Annotated in this window: 15 protein-coding genes and 3 rRNA genes; 10 read left to right on the top strand and 8 right to left on the bottom strand. The window is 64.5% G+C overall.

The window, feature by feature from the left end:
- The first annotated feature begins 90 nt into the window (after positions 1-90).
- Together speD and H2Q94_RS25170 are read left to right on the top strand one after the other, a co-directional pair.
- Complete coding sequence (gene speD, locus H2Q94_RS25175) at positions 91-492, top strand: adenosylmethionine decarboxylase (RefSeq protein ID WP_243789641.1); 402 nt, start codon at positions 91-93, stop codon at positions 490-492.
- Positions 493-598: 106 nt separating this feature from the next.
- Positions 599-1,471, top strand: a complete 873-nt coding sequence (locus tag H2Q94_RS25170; RefSeq protein WP_243789640.1) for a spermidine synthase — start codon at positions 599-601, stop codon at positions 1,469-1,471.
- Positions 1,472-1,546: 75 nt separating this feature from the next.
- Here the strand turns inward: H2Q94_RS25170 and H2Q94_RS25165 are convergent, their stop codons facing one another.
- Positions 1,547-2,629: a chorismate mutase family protein gene (locus H2Q94_RS25165; RefSeq protein WP_243789639.1), complete on the bottom strand. Its 1,083-nt coding sequence runs from the start codon at positions 2,627-2,629 to the stop codon at positions 1,547-1,549.
- Between H2Q94_RS25165 and H2Q94_RS25160 the strand changes: the two genes are divergently transcribed.
- Positions 2,584-3,633, top strand: coding sequence for a ribokinase (locus H2Q94_RS25160; protein ID WP_309501074.1), 1,050 nt, complete (start codon positions 2,584-2,586; stop codon positions 3,631-3,633). The two genes, H2Q94_RS25165 and H2Q94_RS25160, sit on opposite strands and share 46 nt — an antisense overlap.
- Before the next feature lie 104 nt (positions 3,634-3,737).
- On the opposite strand, the gene H2Q94_RS25155 is transcribed toward H2Q94_RS25160, so the two are convergent.
- A complete protein-coding gene (locus H2Q94_RS25155) occupies positions 3,738-4,082 on the bottom strand; it encodes a histone-like nucleoid-structuring protein Lsr2 (protein WP_243789638.1) in 345 nt (114 codons plus the stop codon).
- A 402-nt stretch (positions 4,083-4,484) separates the two neighbouring features.
- Between H2Q94_RS25155 and H2Q94_RS25150 the strand changes: the two genes are divergently transcribed.
- Positions 4,485-4,958, top strand: coding sequence for a histone-like nucleoid-structuring protein Lsr2 (locus H2Q94_RS25150; protein ID WP_243789637.1), 474 nt, complete (start codon positions 4,485-4,487; stop codon positions 4,956-4,958).
- Between the two features lie 255 nt (positions 4,959-5,213).
- On the opposite strand, the gene H2Q94_RS25145 is transcribed toward H2Q94_RS25150, so the two are convergent.
- The gene (locus tag H2Q94_RS25145; RefSeq protein ID WP_243789636.1) at positions 5,214-5,417 is read right to left on the bottom strand and encodes a hypothetical protein; all 204 of its coding nucleotides are present in this window, start codon (positions 5,415-5,417) and stop codon (positions 5,214-5,216) included.
- Between the two features lie 628 nt (positions 5,418-6,045).
- On the opposite strand from H2Q94_RS25145, the gene H2Q94_RS25140 reads away from it, so the two are divergent.
- The 6 genes from H2Q94_RS25140 to H2Q94_RS25115 all read left to right on the top strand — a co-directional run bounded on the left by H2Q94_RS25140 (position 6,046) and on the right by H2Q94_RS25115 (position 14,210).
- Positions 6,046-7,565 (top strand): 16S ribosomal RNA (locus H2Q94_RS25140).
- Between the two features lie 217 nt (positions 7,566-7,782).
- A 23S ribosomal RNA gene (locus tag H2Q94_RS25135) occupies positions 7,783-10,865 on the top strand.
- A gap of 128 nt (positions 10,866-10,993) precedes the next feature.
- A 5S ribosomal RNA gene (gene rrf / locus H2Q94_RS25130) occupies positions 10,994-11,111 on the top strand.
- Together the 16S, 23S and 5S rRNA genes form the textbook arrangement of a ribosomal RNA operon.
- Positions 11,112-11,263: 152 nt before the next feature.
- Complete coding sequence (gene ilvD / locus H2Q94_RS25125) at positions 11,264-12,958, top strand: dihydroxy-acid dehydratase (RefSeq protein ID WP_243789635.1); 1,695 nt, start codon at positions 11,264-11,266, stop codon at positions 12,956-12,958.
- Between the two features lie 84 nt (positions 12,959-13,042).
- Positions 13,043-13,321: a transposase gene (locus H2Q94_RS25120; protein ID WP_243789634.1), complete on the top strand. Its 279-nt coding sequence runs from the start codon at positions 13,043-13,045 to the stop codon at positions 13,319-13,321.
- Entirely contained in the window at positions 13,311-14,210 is a 900-nt protein-coding gene (locus H2Q94_RS25115) for an IS3 family transposase (RefSeq protein WP_309501182.1), read from the top strand. Before H2Q94_RS25120 ends, H2Q94_RS25115 begins: the two co-directional genes overlap by 11 nt.
- A gap of 250 nt (positions 14,211-14,460) precedes the next feature.
- Here the strand turns inward: H2Q94_RS25115 and H2Q94_RS25110 are convergent, their stop codons facing one another.
- The 5 genes from H2Q94_RS25110 to H2Q94_RS25090 form a co-directional block, all read right to left on the bottom strand.
- The gene (locus H2Q94_RS25110; protein ID WP_243789633.1) at positions 14,461-15,219 is read right to left on the bottom strand and encodes an anti-sigma factor; all 759 of its coding nucleotides are present in this window, start codon (positions 15,217-15,219) and stop codon (positions 14,461-14,463) included.
- Complete coding sequence (sigK, locus tag H2Q94_RS25105; RefSeq protein WP_243789632.1) at positions 15,216-15,818, bottom strand: ECF RNA polymerase sigma factor SigK; 603 nt, start codon at positions 15,816-15,818, stop codon at positions 15,216-15,218. Before sigK ends, H2Q94_RS25110 begins: the two co-directional genes overlap by 4 nt.
- Positions 15,819-15,892: 74 nt before the next feature.
- On the bottom strand, positions 15,893-17,173 hold the full coding sequence (locus H2Q94_RS25100; RefSeq protein WP_243789631.1) for an SAM-dependent methyltransferase: 1,281 nt from the start codon (positions 17,171-17,173) through the stop codon (positions 15,893-15,895).
- On the bottom strand, positions 17,170-17,907 hold the full coding sequence (locus H2Q94_RS25095; protein WP_243789630.1) for a DUF1365 domain-containing protein: 738 nt from the start codon (positions 17,905-17,907) through the stop codon (positions 17,170-17,172). Before H2Q94_RS25095 ends, H2Q94_RS25100 begins: the two co-directional genes overlap by 4 nt.
- A gap of 5 nt (positions 17,908-17,912) precedes the next feature.
- Positions 17,913-19,178, bottom strand: coding sequence for an NAD(P)/FAD-dependent oxidoreductase (locus tag H2Q94_RS25090; protein ID WP_243789629.1), 1,266 nt, complete (start codon positions 19,176-19,178; stop codon positions 17,913-17,915).
- Position 19,179: the final 1 nt, after the last annotated feature.

The following is a 19,179-nucleotide window of genomic DNA, read 5'->3' as shown; positions in this document are numbered from 1 at the left end:
CGGCAGGGCGGATTCCGCCGCAGCGGTGCGCCAGTCGGCGCGAACGAGAACGTTCTCAGCGAAATCTGCGAAATGTTGGGAGGTCGATAGATGTCGATTGATGCCGGAACCCTGCAACCCGTCGGTCTGTTCACCGGGCAGCACGTACTCGCCGAGCTCGACGGCGTGGACGCGGAGCTGCTCGACGACGAGCAGTTCCTGCGGGACACCTTGCACAGCGCGTTGAGCCGCTCGCAGGCCACGGTGTGCCAAGTGATCGCCGAACGGTTCGAGCCGCAAGGCGTCACCGTGCTGGCATTGTTGTCGGAATCCCACGCGTCGCTGCACACTTACCCTGAAGTGGGATCGATTTTCATCGATGTGTTCACCTGCGGGAACACCGCGCAGCCGGAACGCGCGGTCGAGCTGCTGGCCGAGGCACTGCGGCCCGGGTCGGTGAACACCCGCACGATCCGCCGGGGACGGGACTACGACCCCGAACTGGTGTCGTGACCGGCCCGTCGGCTCGCGGGCCGCGGGCCGGCGGGATCCCCTCCACAATGGACACTCAAGTGCGTTCTTCCGCCCATCGAGGGCGACGTTTCGAGGAGGAACACCGTTGATCGAAATCGACGGGCAGCGTTGGGTCAGTGAGCCCCTGGGCGCCGACATGCGGCGGCTGTGGCGGGTCGACGAGGTGGTGTGGGAAGGCGACACCGCCTACCAGCACGTGCTCATCGGCCGCACCTCGCAGGGCGTCTCGCTGTTCTGCGACGACGACAGGCAGAGCACCGAGTTTTCCCAGCTGGTCTACCACGAGGCCATGTTGGTCCCCGGCTTCCTGCTGGCCGCGAACCTGGACCGGGTGCTCATCATCGGCTCCAGCGAAGGCGTCGCCGGCAAGCTCGCCGTCGCTGCCGGAGCGACCCGCGTGGACCACGTCGACATCGACGAGGAATGCGTCCGGATCTGCGCCGAACACCTGCCCTACGGCTACACGACCGAGGAACTGCCCGCGCTGGAACGCGGCGACGGGCCGATCACCCTGCACTACGCCGACGGTATCGGTTTCCTCGACCAGGCCCCGCCGGAAGGCTACGACCTCGTCGTCGTGGACCTGCCCGACGAACGCGCCGACGACGCCGACGGCCAGCACAACCGGCTCTACGGCCTGGAGTTCCTGCAGCGCTGCCAGACGGTGCTCGCGCCGGGCGGGGTGGTCGCGTTCCAGGCCGGCTGCCCCACGGTGTGGCGCAACGAGACGCTGATCCGCGCCTACAACCGGTTCCGTTCGGTGTTCGAATCCGTCACCTACTTCGGCTCCGACGAGCACGAGTGGGCGTTCCTGTTCGGCCGCGCCGAACCGGTCGACGACCCGACGAACCTGATGCTGGAGAACCTGCCGAGCAGCGAATACCAGCCGCGCACCATCGACGACGCCAGCCTCATCGGCTGCACGGTGCCACCGTTCTCGGTGCGCAACCAAGACTGAAGCCACCACCAGAACGAGCGAAAGCCCGCCGGACCACTCGATCCGGCGGGCTTTTTCGCTGTTCGGCGCCTCAGTTCACAGGAACTGCAAATACGGATGCAGCCCGGGGGCGCCGTCGCGCCTGCCGAACCACTGCTCGAACGCCAGCCCGCGATCCCGCAACCCCGTCTCCAGCTCGGAGAGCAACGGCTCCGTCGAGTTCTCGTCGAGCCGGATGTCGACCTCGTAGAGCTCCTCGTGCGCGGTGTCGGTGAACGCGGCGGCGGTGAACTTCGCGAAGATCGGCGTGCTCTCCGCCCACCCCAGCAGGTCAGCGGCCTCCAGCAGGACCTGCGCCTCGTGCATCATCAGCCGCAGCGCCAACGCCTCGGCTACGCACCGGGGAGGTGTCCACACCTCCTCCGACAGCCGAGTCGCCACCGCGGCCGAAGCCAGCAGGAACGCGCGGGCGAACGCGGAGTCGTAGCGGTCGTCGTAGCAGGGCGGCAACTCCTCCAGCACCAACAGCCCCTGCGCCTCGTCCACCGTGGCGTTGTTGATCGACAGCGACAGCTCGTCGTAGAAGATCTCGTCCGTCACCACCCACACCGCGTGGATCAACGCCCCCGCCGCGAGCCGCCCGGCCGATTCGGTCGCGCCCTCCGCGGCGAACGCGTCCGCACCGAACGCGCGCAGCCGCGTCGAGCACTGCAGCAGCGTCTCCCGCCAGTGCTTCGTCTCCAGCGCGGGCTCGACCGAGGAGGACTCCAGCGCCTCCTCCACGGCTGCTTCCAGGGCGCTGGAGTCGTCCGGGGTGCGCACGTCCGCCGCGGCCAGGCTCAAGTTGAACTCGTCCTCGGTGATGCGCACCTTCGAGTCCGCCACCGACCACCCGTTGAGCAGCTCGATCTCGCCGAGCAGCTCGTCGAGCACCGTTGCCGCCGCCCACTCCGCCGAGACCAGGGAGGGCGCGTCCAGCACGAGAACGACGTTGGCGCGGTCCGCGCTCGGCGAGATCCGGTAGTCCAGCACGTCGATGTCGGCCTGATCCGGGTCGGTGACCCCTTCCACGAGTGCGAGCCTGCGATCCAGCAGCGCCACCACGCCCTGCTGCTGCAGTTCGTCGAGCCCCTGTGCCGTCACCGGCGGTTCGAGTTCCGCCGTCACCACGTATTCCACCGCTGCTCGCCCTCTCCTTCCCTGGATGCACGGCATGTTACGGGTCGCCTGCCACGGTGAGCCGCCTGTGTCGCCAGGGCTCATCGGGGATCATGGGTCGCGTGACGACGACGGTGGCCGTGTTCGGCAGTTGCAATATGGATCTGGTGGCCTATGTCGGAATCGCGCCCCGACGCGGTGAAACCGTGCTCGGACGCGAATTCCGCACTGCACCGGGAGGAAAAGGGGCGAATCAGGCGGTCGCCGCCGCGCGAGCAGGTGCTCCCACGCGGTTCATCGGAGCGGTCGGCGACGATGAACTGGGAGAGCGGTTGCAGACCGCATTGACCGAATACGGCGTGAATACCGATGGGTTGCGCACAGTGACCGGAAACAGCGGTACCGCGCATATCGTGGTCGATGACGACGGCGGAAACGCGATCGTCGTGGTGCCGGGAGCCAATGCGGCGATGGATTCACTCGCGCCCGGTGACGCGGAACTGATCGCGGGTTGCGGAGCGTTGCTGTTGCAGCTCGAGATCCCGTTCTCCGGCGTCGAATCCGCCGCGGTCGCCGCTCGTGAAGCGGGCGTTCCGGTGATTCTCACGCCCGCACCGGCGGCGGAACTTCCGGAAGCGTTGCTCGCGAACGTGGACATGTTGGTGCCCAACGAACACGAGGCAGCGGTACTGACCGGTTCCGATGATCCGCGAGCGGCGTTGCGGAAATTGGTGAATCTGGTGCCGGAGGTCGTCATCACGCTCGGTGCGACCGGATCGCTCTACGGGAATCGAGCGGGCGACATCATGGAGGTTCCCGCGCATCCGGTGCGCGCGGTGGACACGACGGCGGCGGGCGACACCTTCGTCGGAGTGCTCGCGGCCACGCGTGCGGCGGGCGGCGAGATCGAGGAGGCGATGCAGCGGGCCTCGGCCGCGTCGGCCTTGACCGTGGGGCGCAACGGCGCCATGTCGGCGATGCCGACGGATCAGGAGATCAGGGAGTTCCGCGACGCAGAACGCTGAGTGCTCTGCGGACGGCGGAACGGGAATGTCGCGAAGCGTCGTCGCGATCGAGCCGGAAAATGTCCGGTCTCGCGTGGACGGCGCCGCGCGACATCCCGATCGACTCACTTGGCCTTGTCGTAGGCGTCCACGATCTCCGAGGGAATGCGTCCCCGATCCGACACCTGCATGCCCTGCTCCCGAGCCCATTCCCGAATGGCCTGGTTGCGTTCCCGATCGGCAGCCGTCGGTGCGGCCGCGGCCTTGTTGGCCTTGCCCGCGGCGCGCTTGCGGCCACCCGTCCGGCGGGCGCTGGAGACGTACGACGCCAGCGAGTCCCGCAGTTTGGCGGCGTTGTCGGAGGACAGGTCGATGGTGTAGTCGACCCCGTCGAGGCTGAACTCGACCGTCGACTCTGCTTCCGACCCGTCGACGTCGTCGACGAGCTGCACGGTGACCTTCTGCGCCACTGGAAAACCCTCGATTCCGGTTCGTTATTGCTGGCCTTCGTGCAAGAGCGTACGAAGAACGTTCAGAACAATAAACCGTTGTTGCGAAAATGTGCCACCCTGGGTCTGGTGAGCACTGCGACGGAGGTCCGATCCGACGGAGAGTCCTCCGTTGTGCGGCACATTACTTTCTCGATTTCGCTGTCGATCGGCTACGGTGGGTCGTGGGTGGTTCCCCCGGTGACCCGGCATCGTGGGTCGACGGTGCCCCCGCACGGCGGTTCTCAACCGTCGGTGGTGCTGTTCTATCGTTGACGCGAGACAACAGCGATGCCGCGTGCTACAACGTGGGTCAGGGTCGCAGGAGTCTCGCCTGCAAGGTGTCGCGGATCGAGACGGGGCACGTTCCCGAGACAGGTGATCATGGCCGAGCGGATTCAGGTCGAACTCGTCGACGACATAGACGGGTCGCCAGCCCAGCAGACCGTCACTTTTGCGCTGGACGGTGTGACCTACGAAATCGACTTGAGTGAACGGCACGCGCAGCGTCTGCGCGGGGTGTTCGCTCGATACATCGAGCGTGCGCGCGCTCCCGAGCGGGAGCAGTCGGCGGCCGCCGCAAAGCGCCAGGAACGGGATGAACGCGATGCCCGGCAGGCGAACCGGCAGCTGACCGAGCAGATTCGCGGCGCCGCGCAACGCAGTAAGGATCGGGTCAGCAAGCAGCAGGATCCGGAACCCGCGGCCGAATCGGCGCCCGAAGAGCCGGCGTCCCAGCCCGAACACCCGGTACTCGATCCGGCGATCTCCGAGCAACGTTCCGAACAGCTCGAGGATCGGCAGAGCTCCACCGTTCCCTCGGTATCGCTGCCGCAATTCTCGTCCGCTGTGGACTGATCCGGTGGCGGTGGTCCCGGCGGGCCACTGGTCCCGGTACCGGTGGACGGTGCCGTACTCCGCGAGCCGTGGCGGAGAGCCGGCAGCCGAGAGACCCGGACCGCGACGACTTTCCGCCTCGACTGGGCACCAAGCGCAAAAGAACCGCATCGTGGTTATCCGCGATGCGGTTCTTCATGTTCACGGGTCGATCGATGTCGTGTCCTGACGTCGTCAGCCGCTTGCGCCTCCCCGCGCGCGGAACGAGTCGGGACTTCAGTCCGCCGCGCGGTGCCTGCGTCCTTTCGCACGGCCGCCGGAGTCGCCTTGTTGCGCGACGGCCACGGGTTCGGCTGCCGCCGATTCGGCCGTCTCGGTCAACGCCGCGGCGAACTCGGGTGGGGCGCTCAGGCCCCAGTTGTTCGCCTCCGGGTCGATCAGCTTCTGCTGCAACTCGGTGTAGATCGGTGTCGAGTCCACTGTTACCCCCTGCCTCCTTGTCGGCGAGCAGGCTACCGGCGGCCCGCCGCCCGGACCCGTGAAACGCACGGTGATCACCCGAAGGAGATCGCCCGTCGACCGCCGAACGAAGGGGTCGGCACAAGCCGCCATCTGAGTGACGGGTGGTGACCTGGTGTTTTCGCGTTAAAGGGGGGTGGTGTTCAAGGGCTTGTGAGGGCCATGTAGATTTCTTTCTGCCAGCACGGAACGGGCCGAAAACGAATCGGGCCGGGTGCGGTGGGGGTCGGACCAAGCTTCCGGGTAGTTCTGGTAGAGTGGGTGGCTCTGAATTCAAAACTCAAAATGCGGGCCGGGTGGTTTCGGTTTGTGGGGTGCGGGTGACCGCGAGGTTGACCCCCCTGAAACGGCCGAAAATCGGGCCTGCTAGAGTTTGGAACATCGCAAGAACGAAAGACGAAAACGACTCCCCGGAGTTCGCGGCCCTGAGTGTGGGGTTGTGGGTGATGGTGTGGGTGTGTTCTTTGAGAACTCAACAGCGTGCCGATGATGGTGAGTGGTAAACTCATCTAGATAAATTTTTGCCTCGGCGATTCTTTGGGATTGCTGGGGTGCCTCGTTTATTTCGGGGCAGGATTACTCTAAAACATTGTTGGAGAGTTTGATCCTGGCTCAGGACGAACGCTGGCGGCGTGCTTAACACATGCAAGTCGAACGCTGAAGCCCTTCGGGGTGGATGAGTGGCGAACGGGTGAGTAACACGTGGGTAATCTATCCTGCACTCTGGGATAAGCCTTGGAAACGAGGTCTAATACCGGATAGGACACATGGCCGCATGGTCTGTGTGTGGAAAGTTCCGGCGGTGCAGGTTGAGCCCGCGGCCTATCAGCTTGTTGGTGGGGTAGTGGCCTACCAAGGCGACGACGGGTAGCCGGCCTGAGAGGGTGACCGGCCACACTGGGACTGAGACACGGCCCAGACTCCTACGGGAGGCAGCAGTGGGGAATCTTGCGCAATGGGCGAAAGCCTGACGCAGCAACGCCGCGTGGGGGATGACGGCCTTCGGGTTGTAAACCTCTTTCGACATCGACGAAGCCTTCGGGTGACGGTAGGTGTAGAAGAAGCACCGGCTAACTACGTGCCAGCAGCCGCGGTAATACGTAGGGTGCGAGCGTTGTCCGGAATTATTGGGCGTAAAGAGCTCGTAGGCGGTTTGTCGCGTCGGCCGTGAAAACCTGCCGCTTAACGGTGGGCGTGCGGTCGATACGGGCAGACTTGAGTTCGGTAGGGGAGACTGGAATTCCTGGTGTAGCGGTGAAATGCGCAGATATCAGGAGGAACACCGGTGGCGAAGGCGGGTCTCTGGGCCGATACTGACGCTGAGGAGCGAAAGCGTGGGGAGCGAACAGGATTAGATACCCTGGTAGTCCACGCCGTAAACGGTGGGCGCTAGGTGTGGGGACTGTTTCCACGGTTCCTGTGCCGTAGCTAACGCATTAAGCGCCCCGCCTGGGGAGTACGGCCGCAAGGCTAAAACTCAAAGGAATTGACGGGGGCCCGCACAAGCGGCGGAGCATGTGGATTAATTCGATGCAACGCGAAGAACCTTACCTGGGTTTGACATGCACAGGATCGCCCCTGAGAGGGGGTTTCCCTTGTGGCCTGTGTGCAGGTGGTGCATGGCTGTCGTCAGCTCGTGTCGTGAGATGTTGGGTTAAGTCCCGCAACGAGCGCAACCCTTGTCCTGTGTTGCCAGCACGTGATGGTGGGGACTCGCAGGAGACTGCCGGGGTCAACTCGGAGGAAGGTGGGGATGACGTCAAGTCATCATGCCCCTTATGCCCAGGGCTTCACACATGCTACAATGGCTGGTACAGAGGGTTGCGATACCGTGAGGTGGAGCGAATCCTTAAAGCCGGTCTCAGTTCGGATCGGGGTCTGCAACTCGACCCCGTGAAGTCGGAGTCGCTAGTAATCGCAGATCAGCAGTGCTGCGGTGAATACGTTCCCGGGCCTTGTACACACCGCCCGTCACGTCATGAAAGTCGGTAACACCCGAAGCCCATGGCCCAACCCTTGTGGGGGGAGTGGTCGAAGGTGGGACTGGCGATTGGGACGAAGTCGTAACAAGGTAGCCGTACCGGAAGGTGCGGCTGGATCACCTCCTTTCTAAGGAGCTAGCTCACTTCCGCAGTCTGGGTGACCGGGTTGTGGGGTGTTCAGGGTTGATGAGGCGCATGTTCTCGTGCTCTGAGTGCTCATAGGATTAGTGGAAATGCCATTCTGTTTTCTGTCATCGGTTCGCTGTTGGGTGTCTGAGAGAACACACGTGTGTGTTTTTTCGGTTGTTGTTTGAGAACTGTATAGTGGATGCGAGCATCTTTGTGGCCAAGTTATGTAGGGCACATGGTGGATGCCTTGGTACCAGGGGCCGATGAAGGACGTGGGAGGCTGCGAAATGCCTCGGGGAGCTGTCAACCGAGCTGTGATCCGAGGGTGTCCGAATGGGGAAACCCAGCCCGAGTGATGTCGGGTTACCGCTTCCTGAATGTATAGGGTTGCGGGGGGAACGCGGGGAAGTGAAACATCTTAGTACCCGTAGGAAGAGAAAACACTGGTGATTCCGTGAGTAGTGGCGAGCGAAAGCGGAGTAGGCTAAACCGGGCGCGTGGGATACCTGGCAGGGGTTGCGTGTTCGGTGTTGTGGGGCATCATTGGAGGGGGCTGCCGGCTCTTCAGCGTGGTTGTGTGTGTTAGTTGAACAGGTTGGGATGCCTGGCCGGAGTGGGTGAGAGTCCCGTAGGCGAAAATGCACATGGCGCGTGTGGTGGTGTTCCCGAGTAGCAGCGTTTCCGTGGAGGGTGCTGTGAATCTGGCGGGACCACTCGCTAAGCCTAAATACTTCCTGGTAACCGATAGTGGATAGTACCGTGAGGGAATGGTGAAAAGTACCCCGGGAGGGGAGTGAAATAGTTCCTGAAACCATGTGCCTGCAATCCGTCAGAGCATGCTTTTTGGGTGTGTGATGGCGTGCCTTTTGAAGAATGAGCCTGCGAGTTGCTGCTGCGTGGCGAGGTTAACCTTGTGTGGGGTAGCCGGAGCGAAAGCGAGTCTGAAGAGGGCGTTGAGTCGCGTGGTGCAGACCCGAAGCGGAGTGATCTACCCATGGCCAGGGTGAAGCGCGGGTAAGACCGTGTGGAGGCCCGAACCCACCAGGGTTGAAAACCTGGGGGATGAGCTGTGGGTAGGGGTGAAAGGCCAATCAAACTCCGTGATAGCTGGTTCTCCCCGAAATGCATTTAGGTGCAGCGTTGCGTGTTGCCTGGGTGGGGTAGAGCACTGGTTGGTTGATGGGCCTTATGGGTTACTGACGTCAGCTAAACTCCGAATACGCCTGGGTTGAGCGTGGCAGTGAGACGGTGGGGGAGAAGCTTCATCGTCGAGAGGGAAACAGCCCAGAACACCGGCTAAGGCCCCTAAGTGTGCGCTCAGTGGGAAAGGATGTGGGATTGCCCAGACAACCAGGAGGTTGGCTTAGAAGCAGCCATCCTTGAAAGAGTGCGTAATAGCTCACTGGTCAAGTGGTCCTGCGCCGACAATGTAGCGGGGCTGAAGTGCACCGCCGAAGCCGTGTCAATCAGGACTTGGTTCTGGTTGGGTAGGGGAGCGTCCTGCATGCAGTGAAGCATCCGGGTAACCGTGGTGTGGAGTGTGTGGGAGTGAGAATGCAGGCATGAGTAGCGAGAGCAGAGTGAGAATCTCTGCCGCCGATTGACTAAGGGTTCCTGGGGCAGGTTCGTCCGCCCAGGGTGAGTCGGGGCCTAAGGCGAGGCCGACAGGCGTAGTCGATGGAGAACGGGTTGATATTCCCGTACCCGTGTGCATGCGCCCATGGTGAAACGGTTGAGACTAACCATCCGCGAGCATGGTGGCTCTTCGGAGTTGTTGTGTGAGTGCATGGGACCTGATTCCGCGGTAGTCAAGTGATGGGGTGACGTAGTGGGGTAGCTGTGCCAGTGAGTGGTAGTACTGGTGTAAGCCTGTAGCCTGTCGTCTAGGTAAATCCGGGCGGCGTGAAGGGTGAGGGGTGATGCGTAGCCGTTGTGGTGAAGTCAGTGATCCCGTGCTACCGAGAAAAGCCTCTAGCGATGTGTGTGCATGGCCCGTACCCGAAACCGACACAGGTGGTCAGGTAGAGTATACCGAGGCGGTCGGGTGAACTGTGGTCAAGGAATTCGGCAAATTGCCCCCGTAACTTCGGGAGAAGGGGGGCCACGGCTGGTGAACACTTTTTCGGTGGGAGCTGGTGGTGGCCGCAGAGGCCAGGGAGAAGCGACTGTTTACTAAAAACACAGGTCCGTGCGAAGTCGTAAGACGAGGTATACGGACTGACGCCTGCCCGGTGCTGGAACGTTAAGAGGACCCGTTAGCATCTTTTGGTGTGAAGCGGAGAATTTAAGCGCCAGTAAACGGCGGTGGTAACTATAACCATCCTAAGGTAGCGAAATTCCTTGTCGGGTAAGTTCCGACCTGCACGAATGGCGTAACGACTTCTCCGCTGTCTCGACCACAGGCCCGGTGAAATTGCACTACGAGTAAAGATGCTCGTTTCGCGCGGCAGGACGGAAAGACCCCGGGACCTTTACTATAGCTTGGTATTGGTGTTCGGTGCGGCTTGTGTAGGATAGGTGGGAGACTGTGAAGCGTTCACGCTAGTGGGTGTGGAGTCGTTGTTGAAATACCACTCTGGTCGTTCTGAGCATCTGAACCTCGGACCCTGATCGGGTTCAGGGACAGTGCCTGGTGGGTAGTTTAACTGGGGCGGTTGCCTCCCAAAGGGTAACGGAGGCGCCCAAAGGTTCCCTCAGCCTGGTTGGTCATCAGGTGTTGAGTGTAAGTGTATAAGGGAGCTTGACTGTGAGACTGACAGGTCGAGCAGGTGCGAAAGCAGGGACTAGTGATCCGGCACTGGCAGGTGGAAGCGGTGTCGCTCAACGGATAAAAGGTACCCCGGGGATAACAGGCTGATCTTGCCCAAGAGTCCATATCGACGGCATGGTTTGGCACCTCGATGTCGGCTCGTCGCATCCTGGGGCTGGAGTTGGTCCCAAGGGTTGGGCTGTTCGCCCATTAAAGCGGCACGCGAGCTGGGTTTAGAACGTCGTGAGACAGTTCGGTCCCTATCCGCCGCGCGCGTAGGAGATGTGAGGAAGGCTGTCCCTAGTACGAGAGGACCGGGACGGACGGACCTCTGGTGTGCCAGTTGTTCCGCCAGGAGCAGGGCTGGTTGGCTACGTTCGGGAGGGATAACCGCTGAAAGCATCTAAGCGGGAAGCCTGTTCCAAGATGACGTCTCCCACCCCTTTTGTGGGTTAAGGCCTCCTAGAGATGATGGGGTTGATAGGCTCGGCATGGAAGCACAGTAATGTGTGGAGTGGACGGGTACTAATAGGCCGAGGACTTGTTCACAAAGATTGCTACGCATCCACTATACGGTATCTGAAACAGCAACCTGGATTGTTGTTGATATCAGAATAAAGGTTTCACCTGCCCGGTGATCATGGGTTCATGGTTTGTGGGTGTGGTGTATGTGGTTTGTCGGTGGTTTTAGCGGAGCGGGGAACGCCCGGTCCCATTCCGAACCCGGAAGCTAAGCCCTCCAGCGCCGATGGTACTGCACTCGATAGGGTGTGGGAGAGTAGGACACCGCCGACAATACTCATCCAGAAACGCCCCACGACCGAATGGTCGTGGGGCGTTTCTGCATGCTCGGGGGCTCATGGAGCGTTCCTGCATTCCCAGGGAGAACGGCCGACCAAGTCGTCGTTGTGGTGTCGGACCGGGTCGACGGGGTTACAGTCGACCAGATGACTAGCGGCGAGCACACCGGACCACGGAACTTGAAACCTCGCAGCCACGAGGTCACCGACGGGATCGAACGTTCCCCGGCCCGCGGCATGCTGCGGGCGGTGGGCATGCGAGATGCCGACTTCGCGAAACCCCAGATCGGGGTGGCCTCATCTTGGAATGAGATCACGCCGTGCAACCTCTCGCTGCAACGATTGGCGAAAGCCGGCAAAGAGGGCGTGCACGAGGCCGGCGGTTTCCCGATGGAGTTCGGCACGATCTCGGTTTCCGACGGCATTTCGATGGGCCATGTCGGCATGCATTATTCGCTGGTGTCGCGCGAGATCATCGCGGACTCGGTCGAGACGGTGATGCAAGCCGAAAGGCTGGACGGCTCGGTTCTGCTGGCGGGGTGTGACAAGAGCCTGCCGGGGATGCTGATGGCCGCTGCGCGCTTGGACCTCGCCTCGGTTTTCGTCTACGCGGGTTCGACCTTGCCGGGCAAGGTCGACGACCGCGAGGTGACGATCATCGATGCGTTCGAGGCCGTGGGCGCATGTGCGCGAGGACTCATCGGCGAGGACGAGGTGGAACGCATCGAGCGGGCCATCTGCCCAGGTGAGGGTGCTTGCGGCGGGATGTACACGGCGAACACCATGGCGTGTGCGGCAGAGGCGCTGGGCATGTCGTTGCCGGGTTCGGCGAGTCCGCCGTCGGTGGACCGCCGCCGGGACGTGAGCGCGCGCGAGGCGGGCCGGGCCGTGGTGGGGATGTTGGAGAGGGGACTGACCACGCGCGACATCTTGACGAAGGAGGCCTTTGAGAACGCGATCGCCGTGGTGATGGCGTTCGGCGGGTCGACCAACGCGGTGCTGCACCTGCTGGCCATCGCTCGAGAAGCCGATGTCGATCTGCGGTTGGAGGACTTCAACCGGGTCGGCGACCGGGTCCCGCACTTGGCGGATGTGAAACCGTTCGGAAAGCACGTGATGCCGACGGTGGACCGGATCGGCGGTGTGCCGGTCGTGCTGAAGGCATTGCTCGATGCGGGTTTGGTGCATGGCGACTGCATGACCGTCACGGGGTGCACACTTGCGGAGAACCTGGCCGAGCTGGATCCGCCGGAGCTGGACGGCGAGGTGGTGCACGAGTTGTCGAACCCGCTGCATCCCACGGGCGGGTTGACGATCCTGCGTGGTTCGCTGGCGCCGGAAGGCGCGGTCGTGAAGAGCGCCGGCTTCGAGTCGGAGTCATTCGAGGGAACCGCTCGGGTCTTCGACGGTGAGCAGGGCGCGATGGAAGCGGTGGAACAGGACACCCTTCGCGCCGGTGATGTGATCGTCATCCGGTATGAGGGTCCCCGGGGCGGCCCGGGGATGCGGGAGATGCTGGCGGTGACGGGTGCGATCAAGGGAGCCGGACTGGGCAAGGACGTCCTGTTGCTCACCGACGGTCGCTTCTCCGGTGGGACGACCGGGCTGTGCATCGGTCATGTCGCCCCCGAAGCCACGGACGGTGGCCCGATCGCGTTGGTTCACGACGGCGACCCGATCCGCCTGGACCTCCGCGAACGAACCCTCGACCTGCTCGTCGACGACGCAGAACTGACGCGTCGCCGATCGGCCTGGACCCCACCCGCCCCGAAGCACCGCCACGGCGTCCTCGCCAAGTACGCCCGCCTCGTCGGCTCAGCCGCCGAAGGAGCCATCTGCTGACCACTGAGGTGCCTCGGAGTTTTCGGACAGGGATCCAATAGGGTATCTTTGTCAAGGGAATGAGGTAGCGAGTTAGTGGGACGCATGAGTTCTTATTCGCCGGAGTTCCGGGAGGAAGCAGTTCGGCTGGCCGTGACATCGGGCAAGCCGATTTCTCAAGTTGCCCGGGAACTCGACATGAACCAGGAGACGCTTCGAACCTGGGTGCGCCGCGATCAAGCAGAGAAAGAGCCGACCGAGGCGGACCTTCCTGTGGATGAACGGGCCGAGTTGAAGGAACTCCGGCGCCGCAACCGTGAACTCGAGCAAGAGAACTCTTTCCTGAAAAAAGCCGCAGCGTACTTCGCGAAGGATCCTCGGTAGCCAGCACGTACGAGTTCATCGAAACCATGCGACTCGACACCGCGGAGTACGCCTACCCCGTCGAATTCATGTGTCACCGTCTCGGTGTGTCCAAATCCGGTTATTATCACTGGCGGAACCGGCCGATTCGGCAACGGCCCGGCGACGCGAGGACTTGGGTGTGCTCGTCACGAAAGCCTTCGAGTCCTCCGACCGCACCTACGGCTACCGACGCGTGGCGGCCCAACTGCACCGTTGGGACGTCGAGGCCAGTCCGGAGCTGGTGCGGCAGATCATGCGTGAACTGGGCCTCCTGCCGTGCCAGCCCCGCCCGAAACGAGTCAGCCTGACCCAAGCGGCCACGAGCTCGGCCCCGGACCTCGTCGGCCGCGACTTCACCGCACCCGAACCCGGAACGAAACTCGTCGGCGACATCACCTACATCGAAACCGGCGAAGGCTGGCTTTACCTGGCAACGGTCTTGGACTGCTGCACCAAAGAAGTCATCGGCTACGCCATGGACGACAACTACCGAACCCCCCTGATCTCCACAGCAATCCGCAACGCCGCACGCAACCGGCCACTCACACCGAACGCCATCTTTCACTCAGACCGCGGCAGCAACTACATGTCCACCGAATACGCCCACACCCTGAAAAACCTCCAACTCCGAAGATCGGCCGGCCGCACCGGGATCTGCTTCGACAACGCCATGGCCGAATCATTCTTCGGAGCACTGAAAAACGAACGCGTAGCACGCATCAACTACCCCACACGCGAAACAGCCCGACGAGACATCATCCGATACATCGAATTCTGGTACAATCGCCAACGCCTGCACTCAGCCGTGGACTACCGCCCACCACGCGAAGTCCACGCCCAACACCAACAACTACGACCAGCCGCGTAACCAAACAGGACCAACACCTGTCCGAAAAACGCGAAGCCCCTCACACACCCCACCGAGCTGAAGTGAACGGACCGTTCGCCCAACCTATTGGGACGAACGGTCCGTTCACTCCAAAAGATCCCGGTGCCGACGCCGCTGCGCAAGATCGGTCAGCCCCCGGCCGCGGCGAGCTCGGTTGAGTGAACGGACCGTTCGTCCGACGGGATTGGGCGAACGGTCCGTTCACTTCAGGAGGGTGTGCTGGGGTGGGTCAGGTGGTGGGGAGGGTGAGGATCGGGGTTGTGGTGGGGGCGGGGGAGCCGCCGTGGGGTTCGATGGTGAGGCCGAGTTGGGCGGTGGTTGCGGGCATCGCGGCGATGAGGGGCTCGGTGTGTTCGGTGCGAGCCGCGTTGAGGAGGCCGGCTGAGGTGGCCGTGCCGCTGGGGTCGATGAACCACAGCTGATACACGCGGTCGTCGGGGGCCGGGGTCATGCCGGTGGCCATGAACATCGCTTTGCCTTGCTCTGCGGACAGGACCGTGGTCGCCCGCATCCCTTCCGGCCCGGCCGCGTTGACGACCCGGGCATCGGGTGCTTGGAGCATCGCGGAGATCTCGGCGCCACGAGCTCCGGCGGCGATCATGCGTTCGCGGGTCGCGTCGAGTTCCTGCTGCGCCTGCACGGCCACGACTCCGAAGGCTGCGGCGAGCGCGACGCCGAGGGCGGCGGCGGCGACCGAAAGCCTGGTTCCCCACGAGGCGCGCGTCCGGGGCCGGAGCGTGCGGACCTCGGCGGGCGGCGGTGGGTCCTGCCTGGTTTGCGAGATTTCGGCGAGCACTCGCTGTTTGAGTTCCTCGGGCGCGGTGGTGTGTTCGGCGGCGCCGAGCCGGGCCGCGGCCTCCCGCAGTTCCCGCACCTCTTGGCGGCAGTCCGCGCAGTCGGCCAGGTGCACTTCGAACTCGGCTCGTTCGTCGTCGGGCAGCGCGTTGACGACGTAGGCGCCGGTCAACGTGGCGAGGTCGGAACTCATCGGCCCACCCCCAGGCAGTCGCGGAGTCGGATCAGCCCGTCGCGCAGCCGAGTCTTCACGGTGGAGGCGGGTGCGTCGAGCAGGCCGGCGGCTTCCCGGTAGGTGTAGCCGCGGTAGTAGGTCAGCAGCACGGATTCGCGTTGCAGTTCGGTGAGGGTCGTCAGGCAGCGCCGGACTTGGCGCTGTTCCCACCGGGTGGTGACGGTTTCGGTGACTTCGTCGAACGGCCTGCTGTGCTGCTGGGCGCCGGCGCGGGCTTCGCGGTCACGCCCGGCTTGGGCCGATCGGACGCGGTCGACGGCGCGGCGGTGCGCGAGGGTGAGCACCCAGGTCTGCACGCTGCCGCGGTCCGGCCGGTAGTGGGTGGCGCGGCGCCACACTTCGACGAGCACTTCTTGGGCGACTTCTTCGGACTGCGCGGCGTCCCGCACGACGCGTTGGATCAGCGCGAACACCGAACCGGAGAGCAGGTCGTAGAGCTGCTCGAAGGCGCGTTCGTCACCTTTGGCGGCTTCGGCGATCAGCGCGCGGGCGTCGGGGCCGTCGTCCTCATCGGGCGGTGTCGACCGCTGAGGTCGGGAGTGTGGTCGTTCTTGCATTCCGTGGTCCCTTCACCGCCGGATCGTTCCGAGTCTGACCGTTGAGCGGGGGGCGCCCGCGGGCGCCCCGAATCTCAGGTGACCTGCGCCTTGCGGAATCCGAGCTGCCACACGTCGAGGTAACCGGCGCGGAAGCCGGCTTCGCTGTAGGCGAGGTAGAACTCCCACATCCGCTGGAACCGTTCGCTGAATCCTTGCCCGGCGATGTCGTTCCAGCGTCGTCGAAAGGTATCGCGCCAGGTCCGCAAGGTGGTGGCGTAGTCGGGGCCGAAGGAGTGCCGTTCGGTGCCGCGCAGCCCGGTGTGCTCGCGGACGGTCTGCTCGATGGCGTGCAGCGAGGGGATTTCGCCGCCGGGGAAGATGTACTTGTGGATCCAGGTGTGCGATCGGCGGCTGGCGAGCATCCGATCGTGCGGCATGGTGATGGCCTGCAGGCCGATGCGGCCGCCGGGGGCGAGCAGCCGGTCCAGTGCGGTGAAGTAGCCGGACCAGTATTCGGAGCCGACGGCTTCGATCATCTCCACGCTGACGATCGCATCGTAGGAACCTGCGGCGTGGCGGTAGTCGCGCAGCTGCACGTCGACGCGTTCGGTGAGTCCGGCCTCGGCGATGCGCCGCTGGGCGAGTTCGCGCTGTTCGGTCGACAGCGTGAGCGTGGTGACCTGCGCGCCGCGTTCGGCGGCGCGGATCGCGAGTGCGCCCCAGCCGGTGCCGATCTCCAGCAGCCGGGTTCCGGCGCCGACTCCGGCGAGGTCGAGGACGCGGTCCATCTTGGCCCGTTGCGCGTCGGCGAGGCCGGTGGTGCCGGGCGTGAACAGCGCGGCCGAGTAGGTCATGGTGTCGTCGAGGAACGCGGCGAACACGTCGTTGGACAGGTCGTAGTGCCGTTCGACGTTGCGTTGTGAGCCGGTGGTGGTGTTGCGTTCGTTGCCGGGTTTGGGGGCGTCGACCCATCGCCGGAGGCTCTGCAGCGGTTTCGGCACGAGCGTGGGGAGGCGCTCGGCGAACGGGGTGAGCAGGTCGGCGGGCTCGGGGCTGACCCACTCCCCGGCCATGTAGGACTCGCCGAATCCGATCTTCGAGTCGGCGCCGAGGCGCTGGAAGAAGGCGGCCGGGTCGAGGATCCGCATCAGCGGCGCGTCGGCAGCGCCGGCGCCGAGCCGTTCACCACCGGCGAGCGCGACGCGAACGGGCAGGTCGCGCACCGCATGCCGGAACACCTGCTCGGCGAGGCGCGCGCGCACGGGCGAGTGCGGCGGTGCCCCGAGCAGGTCCCACGGCGCCGGGCCGACCTGGCCGGAGGCCGCGGCCGAGGTGGCTCCGGTGCGGTGCGATGTCGGCAGGGTGATGCTCATCTGATGCCTTCCTGGTGGACGTGCGGTCGGCGGGGGACGACGCGGACTCCGCGCAGCCACAGCGCGATGCCGTGGCGCCGGATCAGTGCGGACACGCGGCGCGGGAGCAGCGGCTGCCGCAGCACGGCTCGCGCGATCGCGCCGGTGGTGGCGGGTTCGCGGGTGCCGGTGAGCACCGCCGTCAGCAGCGGCCGGTGTTCGTCGCGAAGCCGGATACGGACGTGGAGGTGTGCGCCGGGTCGCCGCAACCGCATCTCGTAGCGGCCGTTGTCGGGCAGGAACGGGGAGACGTAGAACTCCTTGTCCGCCTCGGCGTTCCCGGACTGGTCGGGGTGCAGCAGGTACGCGTGCCGTTCGCCGTAGGTGTTGTGCACTTCGGCGACGATGCAGCGCAGCGTTCCGTCCGGGCGGTGACACCAGTAGACGGTGATCGGGTTGAACACGTGCCCGAGCGCGCGAGGGTGCGCCAGCATCAGGACCTGTCCGCCGTCGAGTTCGACGCCGCGCGGTGCGAGCCAGCGCTCCAGGTTGCCGCGAATGCTCCGGTGGGGATCACCGAGGTGGTCGGACGCGTTGAAGCGGACGAACGGACGCAGCCACCACGGCGGCCGCGGCAGGTCATCGACGTCGACGAGCCAGGTGTGCAGCCGGTGCCGGAAGTGGTTCGGCACGTCGCCGTGCCGGGTGTGGGCGATGGCGCCGTGGTAGATCGCGGGTACGTGTGCGCTGGTCACCGGGTTCACCACCCCGCGCCGAACGCTTCTGCGGCCCGGACTCCGCTGGCGCAGCCGTCCTCGTGGAACCCCCACCCGTGGTAGGCGCCGGCGAACCGGGTGCGGTCATCTCCCAGGTCGGGCAGATGTCGTTGGGCCGCAACGGCATCAGGTGTGTACACCGGGTGCCGGTAGTGCATCCGGGCGAGGGTCTTGTCCGGGCGCACCCGGCCTGCGGGGTTGAGGGTGACCAGGTAGTCCTCCGGCTCGGCGAGCCGCATCAGCCGATTCATGTCGTAGCTGACCAGCACGTGCCCGGGGTCGGCCGCGCAGCTCGGCTTGTGGTGGTTCCACGAGGCGCGAGCACCGGGTGCGGCGGGGAGCACGTTCGGGTCGGTGTGCAGCCACGTCTCGTTCTCCGAATAGCCGAACGCGCCCAGCACCTTGCTCTCCGCGGGTGTGGGGTCGGCCAGCAGCGCCAACGCCTGATCGGCGTGGCAGGCCAGCACCACCCGATCCACCTGGTGCGACCGGTCGCTCTCATCTCGGATCTCCACGTGGTCACCGGTGCGGGACACCGATCGCACCGGAGTGCCAATGTGCACTGTGGACAGTTGTGCGGCGGCGCGGCGCACGTAGTCGTGGGAGCCGCCGACCACGGTGCGCCAGGTCGGAGATCCCGACACCGACAACATCCCGTGGTGGCGCAGGAATTCGAACAGGTAACGCGCCGGGTAGCGCCTGCTCGCCTCGAAGTCCGCCGACCACACCGCCGACACCAGCGGTAACGCGAAGTGGTCCACGAAGTATCGCGAAAAGCCCTGCCCGTCCAGGAAATCGCCCAGCGTCACCGCATCGGCCTGTTCGCCGGGAGCGTCCAGCAGCCGGTTGGCGCAGCGGTGGAATCGCGCGACCTGCGCCAGCATCGCCAGGTAGCGCGGCCGCACGAGGTTGCCGCGCTGCGCGAACAATCCGCCGAGCCGTTTCGCGCCCGCGTACTCCAGGCCGCATTCGGCGCAGGACACGCTCATCGACATCTCGGTGTCACCCGTGCGCACCCCGAGCTCGCCGAACAATCGCAGCAGATTCGGATAGGTGCGTTCGTTGTGCACGATGAACCCGCTGTCCACGGGCAGCGCGCGACCGTCCGCGGTGGTGAGCCGATGGGTGTGCGCGTGCCCGCCGAGTCGATCGTCGGCTTCGAACAGCAGCACGTCGTAGCGGCGCTGCAACAGGTAGGCGGCGGTGAGCCCGGAGACTCCGCCGCCGATGACGGCCACGGTGGGGCGCATC

The organism is Saccharopolyspora gloriosae (assembly GCF_022828475.1).
Lineage (GTDB): Bacteria > Actinomycetota > Actinomycetes > Mycobacteriales > Pseudonocardiaceae > Saccharopolyspora_C > Saccharopolyspora_C gloriosae_A.
Note: the sequence above shows the minus strand (reverse complement) of the source record. Positions and strands in the feature narration are given on the sequence as shown.